A 14,842-nucleotide genomic window follows, 5' to 3' on the forward strand; every position below is an offset into this window, starting at 1 on the left:
TTACATCGTGAAGGAGAATTGCAGGGAAAACCGCCTGAAAAACGCAGGGCCGTCGGACGACATCACCGAAGAAAAGGAACCGGAAAAGAGTCTGCCTGACTCACCAGCCCGATAGAAATGAGAAGACCGTCCAGAACATGCTGATAACGCAGATTGCGCTGGTAACCGACGTTTTAAACCAGCCACCACGAAAGAACATACTGAGCGCAATGCCAATAAGGACGGATACAGGCATGAGCGCCAGAAAGAAAGGCCAGGTGTAGAGCAGGAAAAACAGGGTATTGGAGCCGTAGACCATAAAAGGGATTGCAAAGGCCAGCCAGTAAAAGACGAAACCAATGAACCCGCCCTGCATAGAGTAGGACGGCTCGTCGATGTCTGAACTGTCTGTGACCTGCGCCAGCCTCTGATAGCGGGTGTTTTCGACCCGGATCCGGCTGACAAGTCTGCTGAGTAAAGCCTGCATAGATGATCCCTGTATTCAGTGTAAACCGGCACGCTCTCTGGCGTTTGGCCGGCAAACATTCAGGGATTGATAATAGCGCGCTGACGCATCACATCTAATAATTGGGGAACCAAATGTGTTACCAATTGTTCACCATTAAGATGCACATCCGGCACTTCCGGCGGCTGATATTCAGAGTCAATTCCGGTGAAATTCTTCAGTTCACCCGCGCGCGCTTTCTTGTATAAACCTTTAGGATCACGTGCCTCGCAAATCGCCAGCGGCGTATCAACGAACACTTCAATAAACTGCCCTTCCCCGAGCAAATTACGCACCATGTCCCGCTCAGCGCGATGAGGAGAAATGAAGGCGGTCAGCACGACCAGACCGGCATCCACCATCAGTTTTGCCACTTCACCAACGCGCCGGATGTTTTCGCGACGGTCGTCATCCGTAAACCCTAAATCACGGCAAAGCCCGTGGCGGACGTTGTCGCCATCAAGCAGATACGTGCTGATACCCTGCGCATGCAGCGCCTGTTCCAGTGCACCCGCCACCGTGGATTTCCCCGAGCCCGAAAGCCCGGTGAACCACAGAACTGCGCCACGATGACCATGCTGTTTCTCGCGATCCGCGCGCGTCACCGCGTGCGGATGCCAGACAACATTGTCGTCTTTTAAGAAGGAGCCGTTATGCAACGCCATCTTATTTTCCACCCAGCAAATCGCGCGCGCCCCAGTGCGGGAAGTGGCGGCGAACAAGGCTGTTCAGTTCCAGCTCAAACGCGCTGTATTTATCCGCTTCCTGATAAACTTCTTCCAGCGCTTCGCGAACCAGACCAGCGCCCACGGTCACGTTCGTCAGGCGATCGATAAAGATCATCCCGCCAGTCACCGCGTTGCTCTGGTAATTATCCAGCACCAGCGGTTCGTCAAAGGTCAGTTCGACCAGGCCGATACCGTTGAGCGGCAGGTTTTCCACCACGCGCTGAGTCAGTGAGTTGATCTCGACCTGATACTCAATATTTTCCACGCGCGCACGGGCTTTCTTGCCACCAACTTTGATGTCATAGCTCTGGCCGACGCTAAGCGGTTGCTCGGCCATCCACACCACGTCCACTTTCGCATTCTGCACCGGTTTAACGGTTTCATCCGCATCCACCAGCGTATCGCCGCGGCTGATATCACGTTCATCGGCCAGCACCAGCGTGATCGCCTCGCCTGCCCAGGCTTCCTGCAAATCACCGTCAAAGGTCACGATGCGTGCCACGGTAGATTCCACACCTGACGGCAGAACTTTTACTTTCTGACCGACGCGGACAGACCCCGACGCCAGCGTACCGGCATAACCACGGAAATCGAGGTTTGGACGGTTCACATACTGCACCGGGAAACGCATCGGTTGCTGTTCGCGAATGTTAATAATGTTGACCGTTTCCAGCACGTCGAGCAGCGTTGGTCCGGTATACCAGCCCATTTTTTCGCTTGGCGTCGCCACGTTATCGCCTTCCAGTGCGGAAAGCGGTACAAATTTGATGTCCAGATCGGTCGGCAGCTGCTGAGCGAAATCCAGATAATCCTGTTTAAATTGCTCGTACACAGACTCGCTGAAATCGACCAGATCCATTTTGTTCACAGCCACAACCAGATGGCGGATCCCCAGCAAAGTGGCGATAAAGCTGTGGCGACGGGTTTGATCCAGCACACCTTTACGGGCGTCGATCAGCAGGATCGCCAGATCGCAGGTCGATGCACCGGTCGCCATATTACGGGTGTACTGTTCGTGTCCCGGCGTATCCGCGATGATGAACTTACGCTTTTCAGTGGAGAAATAACGGTAAGCCACATCGATGGTAATACCCTGTTCGCGTTCCGCTTGCAGGCCATCAACCAGTAAAGCCAGATCCAGTTTTTCGCCCTGCGTGCCGTGACGCTTGCTGTCATTGTGCAGCGAGGACAGCTGGTCTTCGTAAATCTGGCGGGTATCGTGAAGCAGACGCCCGATCAGCGTACTTTTGCCATCATCGACGCTGCCACAAGTCAGGAAGCGCAGAAGGCTTTTGTGTTGCTGAGCGTGCAGGTAAGCTTCGACGCCGCCCTGCTCCGCGATTTGTTGTGCAATTGCATTATTCATTAGCTGCGGCTCCTCAGAAGTACCCTTGACGCTTTTTCAGTTCCATCGAACCGGCCTGATCGCGGTCGATCGCCCGTCCCTGACGCTCACTGGTCGTGGAAACCAGCATCTCTTCGATGATTTCCGGCAGCGTTTGCGCTTCGGATTCCACGGCACCGGTCAGCGGCCAGCAACCCAGCGTACGGAAACGCACCATTTTCTTCTCGATCACTTCGCCCGGCTGGAGATCAATACGATCGTCATCCACCATCAGCAGCATGCCGTCACGCTCGAGAACCGGGCGCGGCGCAGCCAGGTAGAGCGGAACGATTTCAATATTTTCCAGATAGATGTACTGCCAGATATCCAGCTCAGTCCAGTTGGAGAGCGGAAACACGCGGATACTTTCGCCTTTGTTAATCTGGCCGTTGTAGTTATGCCACAACTCCGGACGCTGGTTTTTCGGATCCCAGCGGTGAAAACGGTCACGGAACGAGTAAATACGTTCTTTGGCACGGGATTTTTCTTCGTCACGGCGTGCGCCGCCGAAAGCCGCGTCAAAACCGTATTTGTTCAGCGCCTGTTTCAGTCCTTCGGTTTTCATGATGTCAGTGTGTTTGGCACTGCCGTGAACGAACGGGTTGATGCCCATTGCCACGCCTTCCGGGTTTTTATGCACCAGCAGCTCGAAACCGTAGTTTTTCGCCGTACGGTCACGGAATTCGTACATTTCGCGGAATTTCCAGCCGGTGTCCACATGCAACAGCGGGAACGGCAGCGTGCCCGGGAAGAAAGCTTTGCGAGCCAGGTGCAGCATCACCGAGGAGTCTTTCCCAATGGAATACATCATCACCGGGTTGGCGAATTCAGCAGCCACTTCACGGATGATATGGATACTCTCCGCCTCCAGTTGCCGCAAATGAGTCAGTCGTTTTTCGTCCATAACAGATCCTTTAAGCCAAATTCACAACCGACGGACGTTGAGTCCCGTCAGTTTCAGGATGATGCCCAAACCACGCCAGTTGCTGATGAAGTGCCACCACTTCACCAATCACCAGCAGCGCCGGTACCGGCGCCTTTTGAGCCAGATGTTCAAGATTATCGAGCGTTCCGGTCAGCACCTGCTGATCGGCTCGCGTTCCCCGTCCGATGACCGCGACAGGTGTCGTTGCTGCACGTCCGTGAGCGATCAGCTGCTGGCTGATTTCAGCCGCTTTGAGCGTGCCCATGTAAATCGCCAGCGTTTGTTTTCCTTTGGCGAGCGTCTCCCACTGCACGCCGTTATCATCAGAGCGGCAATGCCCTGTCACAAACATCACGCTCTGCGCGTAATCACGGTGCGTCAGAGGGATGCCGGCATACGCCGTTGCGCCAGCGGCAGCGGTGACACCCGGAACGACCTGGAAAGGAATTCCGGCCGCTTTCACCGCCTGGAGTTCTTCACCGCCACGTCCGAAGATGAACGGGTCGCCGCCTTTCAGGCGCACGACTTTTTTCCCCTGCTGAGCCAGTTCGACCAGCAGACGGTTGGTTTCTTCCTGCGACACCGAGTGGCTGCCCGCTCGTTTGCCGACACAAATTCTGTCCGCGTCACGGCGGACTAAATCCAGCACGTCGTCGCTGACCAGATAGTCGTACAACACCACATCAGCCTGCTGCATAACCTGCAAACCGCGTAAGGTGAGCAATCCTGCATCACCCGGCCCGGCACCGACCAGCGTGACATTGCCGTTTTGCGCGATGTCTTCCGCACTTTCTAACTGTTCTTGCAACGCTTTCTCCGCCTGTGCGAGTTTCCCCGCAGAAGCCAGACTGGCAAAGCGACCGGCAAAGGCCTGCTCCCAGAACCGACGGCGTGCACGCATGGAACTGAACTGCGCTTTGACCCTGCCGCGCCAGCGACCGGCGATTTCCGCCATTTGCCCCAGGCTGTTTGGCAGCAACGTTTCGAGTTTTTCACGCAACATTCTTGCCAGCACCGGCGCTTTACCCCCGGAGGAAACCGCGACCACAATCGGCGTGCGGTCAACTATCGAAGGAAAGATAAAGGAACATTTAGGCTGATCGTCGACGACGTTCGCCAGAAGATGACGCTGACTGGCCTGTTCGAACACTTCCGCATTCAGCGCGGCGTCATCAGTGGCAGCAATCACCAGAAACACATCATTGAGCTGCTCTGGCAGAAATGCCTGCGCCAGCCAGCTGACTTCATTGGCATGTTCACGTTGTTCCAGCTCGGGGGAAAGTGCCTGTGCAACTATCCGAACTTGTGCACCCGCCCGCAGGAGAAGATCTATTTTGCGGGCAGCGACTTCGCCACCACCAACAACCAGCACCGGGCGTTGTTTGAGGTCGGCAAATATTGGTAGATAGTCCACAAAGGCCTTTATTGATTGTCAGGATTAATCATCAAACTATACGTGCAGGCAATAATTGATCTGAAATGACGAAAAGGAATGATTAGTTACTAAATGGAATATAGCGCGCCGTCAGGGGGCTGCTTTTTTTATACTCCGGCCAGCCTGAATATTTTTCATGAACTCTTCCGGCTGTTCCGGGCGACAAAAAGAGCGGTTTGAGATAACGGGAAATTGTCTATTAGCGCGGACAATCGCATACTATATCGCCCACAAAGACCGCCACACGCGGCCTGTCAGGTGTAGTGCCCTTTCCGGTCATTTTGACCCGCAAACAAGGATTTTTGGCTATGTTTTCTTTTTTACGCATGAAGCGGACGCTGCTCGCCATCGGGTTGAGCGGCGTCTTAATGAGTCATGCGGTGGCTGCTTCGTCGCCACTTCCGGCGATGGGTGAAATCGCCAGTCAGCAAATTCGTCATATCGCAACCTATTTTCCGGGACGCATGGCAGGCAGCCCTGCTGAACTTATCGCGGCAGATTATCTGAATCAGCAATTCAATAAATTAGGGTATAAAAGCGATCTGCGCGGATTCGATACCCGCTATCTGTACACCAGCAACGACGGCAAAAAAAACTGGCAGAATATTCACGCCACGTCCGTTATTGCCGCGCGCCCCGGCGACGTTCCGCAGCAGATTATTGTGATGGCGCACTTTGATACTTATATGCCGCAAAGCGACAGCGACACCAACCATAATCTCGGCGGCCTGACCTTGCAGGGTGTGGATGATAACGCGTCAGGCGTCGGTGTGATGCTTGAGCTGGCCGAACGCATGCAGGCCATTCCCACACATTACAGTCTGCGCTTTGTGGCGCTGAGTGCCGAAGAAACCGGTGCGAAAGGTGCGGAGGATTTTGTGAACCGCATGAGCGCTGAAGAGAAGAAAAACACACTGCTGGTGATCAATCTGAATTCACTGATTACCGGCGACCGGTTGTATTTCAACAGCGGCGTGAATACCTCTGCGGCGGTGGCAAAACTAACCCGCGTCCGCGCCATCAAGATTGCGCACAGTCTGGGGATCCCGGCGGAAAGCCATGACAATACGCATTGCTGCGACGGCATCGGCGCACTGGATGAAGCGCGATTACCGCTGCTGAACGTGACGGCCACGAATTATGCATTAGGCAAGAAAGATGGCGAGCAACAACGCGCCGTCAGCAGCCACTTCCCGCTGGGCACAACCCGCTATCAGAGCCAGTTCGATAACCTGCAATATCTCGATACCGCGCTGCCGGGCCGCATTGAAAAACGCTCGCGGGATACCGTGAAAGTGTTGTTCCCGCTGCTCAGGGATCTGGCGAAACCGGCGAAACACGCCTGATTTAAAGAAGAGTCGTAGAGACGCTAATAACAGGAATCCCCTAAATAATTCGGGTTGCAGGAAGGCGGCAAGTAAACGCATCCCCTTGAGCATAGATAACCATGTGACCGGGGTATGTGCACGCAGCCAACGCATCTGCAACTCGAAGTATGACGGGGATTTACTCGTGCAGGCCGCACTCTCGTTTAAGCCCAAAGAAACGCGTTTCTTCTTCCTTCATCCCTTCTTCCCACTTTTTCGTGGTATGGGTATCGCCGACGGAAAGATAGCCCTGATCCCACAGCGGATGGTAGCTGAGGCCATGTTCTTTCAGGTACTGGAAGACCTGACGGTTATCCCAGTCAATGATCGGCAGGATTTTAAACACACCACGCTGAACCGCCAGAACCGGCAGATGCGCACGGCTGCCGGACTGTTCGCGACGCAGACCGGCGAACCAGGTCTGCACGCCGAGCGTCTGAATCGCACGATTCATCGGCTCAACTTTATTGAGGTGGTTGTACTTCTCAATGCCTTCGACGCCCTGCTCCCACAGTTTGCCGTAACGCGCTTCCTGCCAGGCAGGCGATTGCTCCGCACGGAAGATCTTCAAGTTCAGGCTGAGCTGCTCAGTTAACGAATCAATGAACTGGTAGGTTTCCGGGAACAAATAACCGGTATCCGTGAGGATCACCGGAATGTCCGGTTTCTGCTGCGTCACCAGATGCAGGCTCACGGCCGCCTGAATACCAAAGCTGGAGGACAACGCAAATTCACCGGGCATATTCTCCAGTGCCCACTGCACACGCTCCTGTGCAGACAGTTTTTCAAGGCTGACGTTAATTTCCGCCAGCGCCAGGGCCTGTCCGGACTTCGGCATGTCGTTCAGTTCGGCCAGAGTCAGATTCAATGAACTCATGGTGCCTCCTGTCAGTCGTAACGGTTAATCGTAGAAATCACGGGCCGGATCAAGCACCGGTCTGATGATCCCCGCGCGGATCACGAAATCACCAAAACCTTCGCCAGTTTCGCGCTCTTTTGCCCAGCGCCCTACCAGTTCGTCGATGATTGTCAGGATCTCTGCGTCTGAAATATTTTCGCGGTACATCCGCGGAATGCGCGTCCCGGCGCGGTTACCGCCGAGGTGCAGGTTATAACGGTTGAGGGCTTTGCCCACCAGACCAATTTCCGCCAGCAGTGCACGGCCACAACCGTTCGGGCAGCCCGTCACGCGCAGAACGATGTGTTCATCGCCTACGCCATGACCGTGCATGATGCCTTCCACTTTGGTCACAAACTCCGGCAGGAAACGTTCAGCTTCCGCCATCGCCAGCGGACACGTCGGGTAAGACACGCAGGCCATTGAGTTTTTACGCTGCTCGGTAACACCGTCGTCGATCAGGCCGTGATTACGCGCCAGCGTTTCTATCGCGTCTTTGTCTTTTTCGGCGACACCGGCCACGATCAGGTTCTGGTTAGCAGTTAGCCTGAAATCGCCTTTGTGGATCTTAGCAATTTCTGCCAGACCGGTTTTCAGCGGCTTGCCCGGATAATCCAGAATACGGCCATTTTCGATAAACAGGGTCAGGTGCCACTGTTTGTCGATGCCTTTCACCCAGCCGATACGATCGCCGCGGCCGGTGAATTCGTAAGGGCGGATTTCAGCGAACTGAATTCCCGCGCGCTTTTCCACTTCAGCTTTGAATACCGGCACGCCAACGCGTTCCAGCGTGTATTTCGTTTTGGCGTTTTTACGGTTGGTACGGTTACCCCAGTCCCGCTGCGTGGTCACCACGGCTTCGGCTACGGCCAGCGTTTTCTCCAGCGGGATAAAGCCCAGCTCGCTGGCGGTACGGGCGTAAGTCGCTTTATCGCCGTGTGCGATAGAAAGACCACCGCCGACCAGTACGTTAAAACCGATCAGTTTACCGTTGTCAGCAATCGCCACGAAGTTCAGATCGTTCGCATGAAGATCAACATCGTTTTGCGGCGGGATCACCACGGTGGTTTTGAATTTACGTGGCAGATAAGTCGCGCCCAGAATCGGTTCTTCGTCAGTGGTTTCGACTTTTTCCTGATCGAGCCAGACTTCGGCGTAAGCACGGGTGCGCGGCAGCAGATGTTCGGAGATTTTCTTCGCCCACTGATACGCTTCCTGATGCAGTTCAGACTCCACCGGATTCGACGTACATAGCACGTTACGGTTAACGTCGTTGGCGGTCGCCAGTGCATCCAGGCCGAGTTTATTCAGCAACTGATGCACCGGTTTTACGTTCGGTTTCAGAATGCCGTGGAACTGGAATGTCTGACGGTTAGTAATACGGATGCTGCCGTAGATCGTGCTGTCTTCGGCAAATTTGTCGATGCCAAGCCATTGCGCAGGCGTCATCACCCCGCCCGGCAGACGGCAACGCAGCATCATGGCGTGACGCGGCTCCAGCTTTTGCTCAGCACGTTCAGCACGAATATCGCGGTCGTCCTGCTGGTACATGCCGTGGAAACGGATCAACAGGAAATTGTCACCGTTGAAACCGCCGGTCAGGCCGTCTTTTAAATCATCGGCAATGGTTCCGCGCAGGAAATGACTTTCCTTTTTCAGGCGTTCGGCGTCGGCCAGAGGCGCATCGACAATCAGCGGACCGGGGCCGGGATTGAGTTCACTCCACAACTTTTTGCTCATAAGTTTTTACTCATCGCTCTAATTTTTATAAACGCCAGATTAGTAAACGTCACGCTGATAGCGGCGATCCAGACGCAACTCGCTGAGATATTCGTCGGCGGTTTCCAGATCCATCACGCCATATTCGGCAATAATCTCCAGCAGCGCCTGCTCTACGTCTTTCGCCATACGGTTGGCGTCGCCGCAAACATAGACGTGCGCGCCTTCCTGCAACCATTGCCAGACTTCAGCGCCGCTCTCGCGCAGCTTGTCCTGTACGTAAACTTTTTCCGCCTGATCACGTGACCACGCCAGACTGATGTGGGTCAGCAGGCCGTCTTTCACGTAGCGCTGCCATTCCACCTGATAAAGGAAATCGTCGGTGAAGTGCGGATTGCCGAAGAACAGCCAGTTTTTGCCGCTGGCGCCGTCGTTATCACGCTGCTGGATGAACGCGCGGAACGGCGCAATCCCGGTGCCCGGCCCGATCATAATGACCGGCGTTTCAGGATTTGCTGGCAGACGGAAATTGTCGTTGTGCTCGATGAAGACTTTCACCTCGCCGTCTTCTTCCAGACGGTCAGCCAGATAACCTGATGCACCACCGGAACGCGGACGGCCATCAATGTCATAACGCACAACGCCGACGGTGATATGCACCTCGGATTCGGTTTCGGCCTGTGACGAGGCAATCGAATACAGGCGCGGCGTCAGCGGACGCAGTAAATCCACCAGTTGCTGAGCGTCGAGTTCAGTCGGTGCCCGGCGCACCATGTCAACAAACGGCACGGTTTGCGCGTATTGCAAAAGCGCAGGTTTGTCGGCCAGCAATCCGGTCAGATGTTCGTCGCGGCAAAGCGCGGCGTATTTCTCAATGATTGGCGTGGTGTTTTGCGTCAGCTCGATATGATGCTGGAGGGCTTCAGACAGCGGCATTGATTTGCCGTTGATGCCGACCGTCTCATCGCCTTTCAGCCACAGCAGTTCCACGACTTCCTGCACCAGCTGCGGATCGTTTTCAAACCAGATCCCCAGCGCATCGCCCGGCTGGTAACGCAGACCAGAATCACCGAGATCGATTTCCAGATGACGCACATCTTTATCCGAATCGCGGCCGGTGATTTTCTGGTTCACCGCCAGCGTCGCCGTCAGCGGTGCTTCTTTCGTATACGGGCTGCTGTCGATCTGATTTACACTGCCCGCCAGCGTCGGCGCGGCTTGCGCGGAAGTGTCTGCTGGTACGCGCTGTTTCAGCACTTCAACTATGCGCTTGCGCCATCCGGCGGCAGTCTCTTTATATTCAACGTCCGCATCTACGCGGTCTAACAGACGCTCCGCGCCCAGTTCGCCCAGACGCGTATCGAAGTCTTTACCGGCCTTGCAGAAGAACTCATAAGAGGTATCGCCAAGCGCGAACACCGCAAAAGCCGTGTCCGTGAATTTTGGGGCTTTTTTGGATTGCAGGAATTTATGCAGCGCGACGGCTTCTTCAGCCTGCTCGCCTTCGCCCTGCGTCGACGCCACAATCAGCAGCAGTTTTTCCTGCGCGATTTGCTTGAATTTGTAATCACCGGCATTCACCAGATTCACATTCAGTTTTGCGGCAATCAGGTCATCACGTAACTGTTCGGCCACGCGGCGGGCATTGCCGGTTTGCGAGGCAGAAATCAAGGTAATCGATGCTGCTGCCGGCACCGGTGCCGGCGCGGCCACAGCGCCCGGTTGCTGGTTAACCATCCCCCAGAAATAACCGGAAAGCCAGGCCATCTGAGTCGGTGAATAATCACTCGTTGCCGATTGAAGTCGTGCCAGTTGCTCGGGGGTCAGCGGGAGCAGTGAAATTGGAGGAGCCTGAGTCGTCATCGCAGTACGAATTCCCTTATGCATAAGCCAGTCATCAATCCGGCCTTCAGCGGCTTTCAGGGGATACCTACGCGCGGAAAAGACCTTCAGAAAGTGTAAGGTTAACGAGCCGGATAATAACAATTAAAGAAGTGATGGAAATAATAAATAACCAAAATGACTAAGAGGATTTAGCGGTAAGTTCTATCTGAAAAAGTGGTAAAGGGAGTTTTTTATCGTACTGAAATCGCTATGAAATTTCCCACACACTTCGCGGGCATTTTCAAAGTGACGGAAAGTAAAAGAAAAACCCCGCCGGAGCGGGGTGATGAAATTTTTTCAGGACACGGCTTTTACGCTCAAGTCTCAGAGATGGAAGGCGTTATGCTGCTCGAACCACGCAAACTGGCCGGCGGCAAAGACCGACATTTTACTGCCGCTGTGGCCGATGTCAGAGAGGTCCATAAAGTGCCAGTTGAACGGCGTATTGTTCTGTTCGGCACGCTGCTGGGATGTGGTGAAATAGCTTTCTGCACGTTCCAGCCGGTTAGTCCCCTGCGCCATCGCCTGTTTGGATTTACGCAGCAGATGATTTTCCGGATCGTCATCTTCAGCGCCCACGGCAATCAGCACCGGTTTCGCAAAATAATCATTGAGCTGTTGCTGGTTTACCGCCACTGGCGCTTCACGCAAACCATACGGCCAGCGCTGATCGGTATCCGGCAATGTCCACCAGCCGGCCGCAGCGCAGACGGCAGCTTTGACATTCGGCTCAGGCAATAACGTCAGCATGCGGTGAACGAACTGGCAGCCCGCGCTGTTCCCGAACAAATAGTATTGCTTCTGGCCAGTCACGCCCTGCTTTTGCAACGTCGTAAACAGATTATCGACCATGCTGAACGCCCACTGAGATTTAGGCAGACGGCGGTGCGTTTTGCTGTCCACCAGATTTCCAAGGTTGTACCCCGCCGCGCCCGGGAATTCCTGTTCGCTGAAATGCGGCACGATAACGCGCAAATGATACTGATCTGCAACGGTTATCCAGTCATTACGGTAGGTTGCCGCGTTGCGGTCAACGCCGGTCATGACCATCACTACCGGCGTATTTTCATCAGCCTCTGCGGGCTGGTAGGTGAAGACTTCCAGCGTCTTTTTACTCTGAGCCAGAGGAACATGCATGACACCGGCACCCGGCGGGAATATCAGCGGAGCTTTCGGTATAGCCGTTTTGGCGACCGGTGGCACTTTTGCCGCAGGCTGAACGGTTTTAGCCGCGGCGGGCGCGGCTTCCTGTGGGGGAGCCGTGGTTTCTGCCTGCACGCTGGCAGAGAACAACAGCGCCAGAACAGCGCAACGAAGCACAGTAATCATTCACTATCTCAACAGGTTAGTTTCTACCGGCTCACTGTAAGCCAGCAATGCGGGCGGAGTAAAGAGAGTAAAAGTCAGGATTTGGTGAAGAAAAGCGCAGTTAAGTCATGGCACGTAAGCCGGTATTCCGGTACTATGCCGCGTTTTTTCGAGCAACGAGACAGCCTCATGACCACCACATTATTTAAAGATTTTCAGTTCGAAGCCGCACACCATTTACCGCACGTCCCTGCCGGACACAAATGCGGCCGGTTGCATGGCCACTCTTTTACCGTTCGTATAGAAATCACCGGTGAAGTGGATCCGCACACAGGCTGGGTAATGGATTTCGCCGATCTGAAAGCTGCATTCAACCCGACGCTGGACCGCCTCGATCATTATAATCTGAATGATATTCCGGGCCTGGAAAACCCAACCAGCGAAGTGCTGGCGGAATGGATCTGGAATGAGATGAAGCCGAAGCTGCCTTTACTTTCCGCCGTGCGCGTGAAAGAAACTTGCACAGCGGGTTGCGTCTATAAAGGCTGATCCACCCGATATCGCTATTTAGGCGATATTTAAGTATTTATGGGTCTGCATCGACAGCCGCCAGTTCTTTGCAATGCAGGTCGCAATGCACAGTCTGGTGGCTTCTTCTTTTTGGCTGATAGGCTGCAACGCGATAATGCGTGATTTGCTGTCGGTCAGCGTTTCCAGCAATGCTTCCAGTGCGTCGATATCACGCTGACGCGCCACCGGATGTTTCACTTCATCAGCACGTTTCAGCGCCTGCGGCAGAATGTCGTACCCGCCACGCATATTCACTTTAGGTGAAACGGTGACCCAGGTATTCACTGAACAACGCACTTCATGCGTGCCGCTGGTTTCAATCTGACAACTGAAGCCGTTTTTCTCGAGCAAAGAGGTCAGCTCGGTCAGGTCATAAATGCACGGCTCGCCGCCGGTGATCACCACGTGACGGGCGGTGTAACCCTGTTGTGCAATGACGTCCAGCAACTGTTCTGACGTCGCGTTACCCCAGGCATCACTCTCTTCGGTTTTGACCAGAATGCGCTGCATATCGACTTCCCGATCGGCAATTTTATCCCAGGTGTGTTTGGTGTCGCACCAGCTGCAACCCACCGGGCAGCCTTGCAGGCGCACAAAAATCGCCGGCACGCCGGTAAAATAACCTTCCCCTTGCAGGGTTTCGAACATCTCATTAATCGGGTACTGCATCGTTTTCTCAGTCATCTCTAAAAAATCAGCGCGCATTATCACAGATAAGACGGGTGAGGCCAAACTTGTGCTGTAAATGAGTATGGCAGATTTGCCCGACACCATTTTTCAGGCATAAAAAAACCCGCCGGAGCGGGTTTTTAAGAAAGCGTTACAGGGCAGTAATTACTGACCTTTAACTTCTTTCAGACCGTTGAACGGAGCAGGAGTACCCTGTGCCGCCAGCGCTTCTTCGATACGGATCAGCTGGTTGTATTTAGCAACACGGTCAGAACGGCTCATAGAACCGGTTTTGATCTGGCCAGCAGCAGTACCGACCGCCAGGTCAGCGATGGTTGCATCTTCAGTTTCGCCTGAACGGTGAGAGATAACGGCAGTGTAGCCAGCATCTTTAGCCATTTTGATCGCAGCCAGAGTTTCGGTCAGTGAACCGATCTGGTTGAATTTGATCAGGATGGAGTTAACGATACCTTTGTCGATACCTTCTTTCAGGATCTTGGTGTTGGTTACGAACAGATCGTCACCCACCAGCTGGATTTTGTCGCCCAGAACTTTAGTCTGGTAAGCAAAGCCAGCCCAGTCAGATTCGTCCAGACCGTCTTCGATAGAAACGATTGGGTACTGTTTAGTCAGGTCTTCCAGGAAGTGAGTGAACTCTTCAGAAGTGAATGCTTTGTTGCCTTCGCCAGCCAGAACGTATTTGCCATCTTTGTAGAACTCAGATGCCGCACAGTCCATCGCCAGGGTGATGTCTTTGCCCAGTTCGTAGCCTGCTGCTTTAACCGCTTCAGCGATCACAGCCAGAGCTTCTGCGTTAGAACCCAGGTTTGGCGCGTAGCCACCTTCGTCACCAACAGCAGTACCCATGCCTTTAGATTTCAGAACTTTAGCCAGGGTGTGGAAAACTTCAGAACCCATACGGATGGCTTCTTTCAGCGTTTTCGCGCCAACAGGCTGAATCATGAACTCTTGAATATCAACGTTGTTATCAGCGTGTTCGCCGCCGTTGATGATGTTCATCATAGGCAGTGGCATAGAGTATTTGCCTGGGGTACCGTTCAGTTCTGCGATGTGAGCGTACAGTGGCAGACCTTTAGAAGCAGCAGCCGCTTTAGCAGCAGCCAGGGAAACAGCCAGAATCGCGTTAGCACCGAAGTTAGATTTGTTTTCGGTACCGTCCAGGTCGATCATGATTTTATCGATGTTAGCCTGGTCTTTTGCGTCTTTGCCCAATACAGCCTGAGCAATTGGACCGTTAACAGCAGCAACGGCTTTCAGAACGCCTTTGCCCAGGAAACGGGATTTGTCACCGTCACGCAGTTCCAGCGCTTCGCGGGAACCGGTAGAAGCACCTGATGGCGCAGCAGCCAGACCAACAAAACCACCTTCCAGATGAACTTCAGCTTCTACAGTCGGGTTACCACGTGAATCGATGATTTCGCGACCGATGACTTTAACGATTTTGGACATT

General features: G+C 54.0%; 13 protein-coding genes. 2 read left to right on the top strand and 11 right to left on the bottom strand.

What is annotated here, in order from left to right:
* Window positions 1-100: 100 nt before the first annotated feature.
* From M2403_RS22805 to cysG, 5 genes are read right to left on the bottom strand one after another with little or no spacing between them, the layout of a single operon-like run.
* Entirely contained in the window at window positions 101-466 is a 366-nt protein-coding gene (locus tag M2403_RS22805; RefSeq protein ID WP_152324015.1) for a DUF3561 family protein, read from the bottom strand.
* Between the two features lie 59 nt (window positions 467-525).
* The gene (gene cysC, locus M2403_RS22810) at window positions 526-1,149 is read right to left on the bottom strand and encodes an adenylyl-sulfate kinase (protein ID WP_152324016.1); all 624 of its coding nucleotides are present in this window, start codon (window positions 1,147-1,149) and stop codon (window positions 526-528) included.
* Between the two features lies 1 nt (window position 1,150).
* Window positions 1,151-2,578 (bottom strand): sulfate adenylyltransferase subunit CysN, encoded by a 1,428-nt coding sequence (cysN, locus tag M2403_RS22815; RefSeq protein ID WP_165061531.1) that lies wholly within the window; start codon window positions 2,576-2,578, stop codon window positions 1,151-1,153.
* Window positions 2,579-2,591: 13 nt separating this feature from the next.
* Window positions 2,592-3,500, bottom strand: coding sequence for a sulfate adenylyltransferase subunit CysD (cysD, locus tag M2403_RS22820; protein WP_101078459.1), 909 nt, complete (start codon window positions 3,498-3,500; stop codon window positions 2,592-2,594).
* Between the two features lie 10 nt (window positions 3,501-3,510).
* Window positions 3,511-4,935 carry a siroheme synthase CysG gene (gene cysG, locus M2403_RS22825; protein WP_165061528.1) on the bottom strand — a complete coding sequence of 475 codons (1,425 nt, stop codon included), beginning with the start codon at window positions 4,933-4,935 and terminating at the stop codon, window positions 3,511-3,513.
* 329 nt (window positions 4,936-5,264) lie between these two features.
* Here cysG and M2403_RS22830 point away from each other — a divergent pair, with 329 nt between their 5' ends.
* The gene (locus M2403_RS22830; protein WP_259231058.1) at window positions 5,265-6,302 is read left to right on the top strand and encodes an aminopeptidase; all 1,038 of its coding nucleotides are present in this window, start codon (window positions 5,265-5,267) and stop codon (window positions 6,300-6,302) included.
* A gap of 160 nt (window positions 6,303-6,462) precedes the next feature.
* Here the strand turns inward: M2403_RS22830 and M2403_RS22835 are convergent, their stop codons facing one another.
* From M2403_RS22835 to M2403_RS22850, 4 genes are all read right to left on the bottom strand, one after another.
* A complete protein-coding gene (locus tag M2403_RS22835) occupies window positions 6,463-7,200 on the bottom strand; it encodes a phosphoadenylyl-sulfate reductase (RefSeq protein ID WP_152324020.1) in 738 nt (245 codons plus the stop codon).
* A 24-nt stretch (window positions 7,201-7,224) separates the two neighbouring features.
* Window positions 7,225-8,961, bottom strand: coding sequence for an assimilatory sulfite reductase (NADPH) hemoprotein subunit (gene cysI / locus M2403_RS22840; RefSeq protein WP_152324021.1), 1,737 nt, complete (start codon window positions 8,959-8,961; stop codon window positions 7,225-7,227).
* A 39-nt stretch (window positions 8,962-9,000) separates the two neighbouring features.
* Window positions 9,001-10,803, bottom strand: coding sequence for an NADPH-dependent assimilatory sulfite reductase flavoprotein subunit (gene cysJ / locus M2403_RS22845; RefSeq protein ID WP_259231106.1), 1,803 nt, complete (start codon window positions 10,801-10,803; stop codon window positions 9,001-9,003).
* A gap of 345 nt (window positions 10,804-11,148) precedes the next feature.
* Window positions 11,149-12,153, bottom strand: a complete 1,005-nt coding sequence (locus tag M2403_RS22850) for a hypothetical protein (RefSeq protein ID WP_208952043.1) — start codon at window positions 12,151-12,153, stop codon at window positions 11,149-11,151.
* Window positions 12,154-12,321: 168 nt separating this feature from the next.
* Between M2403_RS22850 and queD the strand changes: the two genes are divergently transcribed.
* Window positions 12,322-12,681, top strand: coding sequence for a 6-carboxytetrahydropterin synthase QueD (queD, locus tag M2403_RS22855; RefSeq protein WP_120134241.1), 360 nt, complete (start codon window positions 12,322-12,324; stop codon window positions 12,679-12,681).
* Between the two features lie 18 nt (window positions 12,682-12,699).
* On the opposite strand, the gene queE is transcribed toward queD, so the two are convergent.
* Complete coding sequence (gene queE / locus M2403_RS22860; protein ID WP_152324075.1) at window positions 12,700-13,371, bottom strand: 7-carboxy-7-deazaguanine synthase QueE; 672 nt, start codon at window positions 13,369-13,371, stop codon at window positions 12,700-12,702.
* A gap of 165 nt (window positions 13,372-13,536) precedes the next feature.
* On the bottom strand, window positions 13,537-14,841 hold the full coding sequence (gene eno / locus M2403_RS22865; protein ID WP_101078452.1) for a phosphopyruvate hydratase: 1,305 nt from the start codon (window positions 14,839-14,841) through the stop codon (window positions 13,537-13,539).
* Window position 14,842: the final 1 nt, after the last annotated feature.

Origin of the sequence: Rahnella sp. BIGb0603 (assembly GCF_024808755.1) — a bacterium.
Taxonomy (GTDB): domain Bacteria; phylum Pseudomonadota; class Gammaproteobacteria; order Enterobacterales; family Enterobacteriaceae; genus Rahnella; species Rahnella contaminans.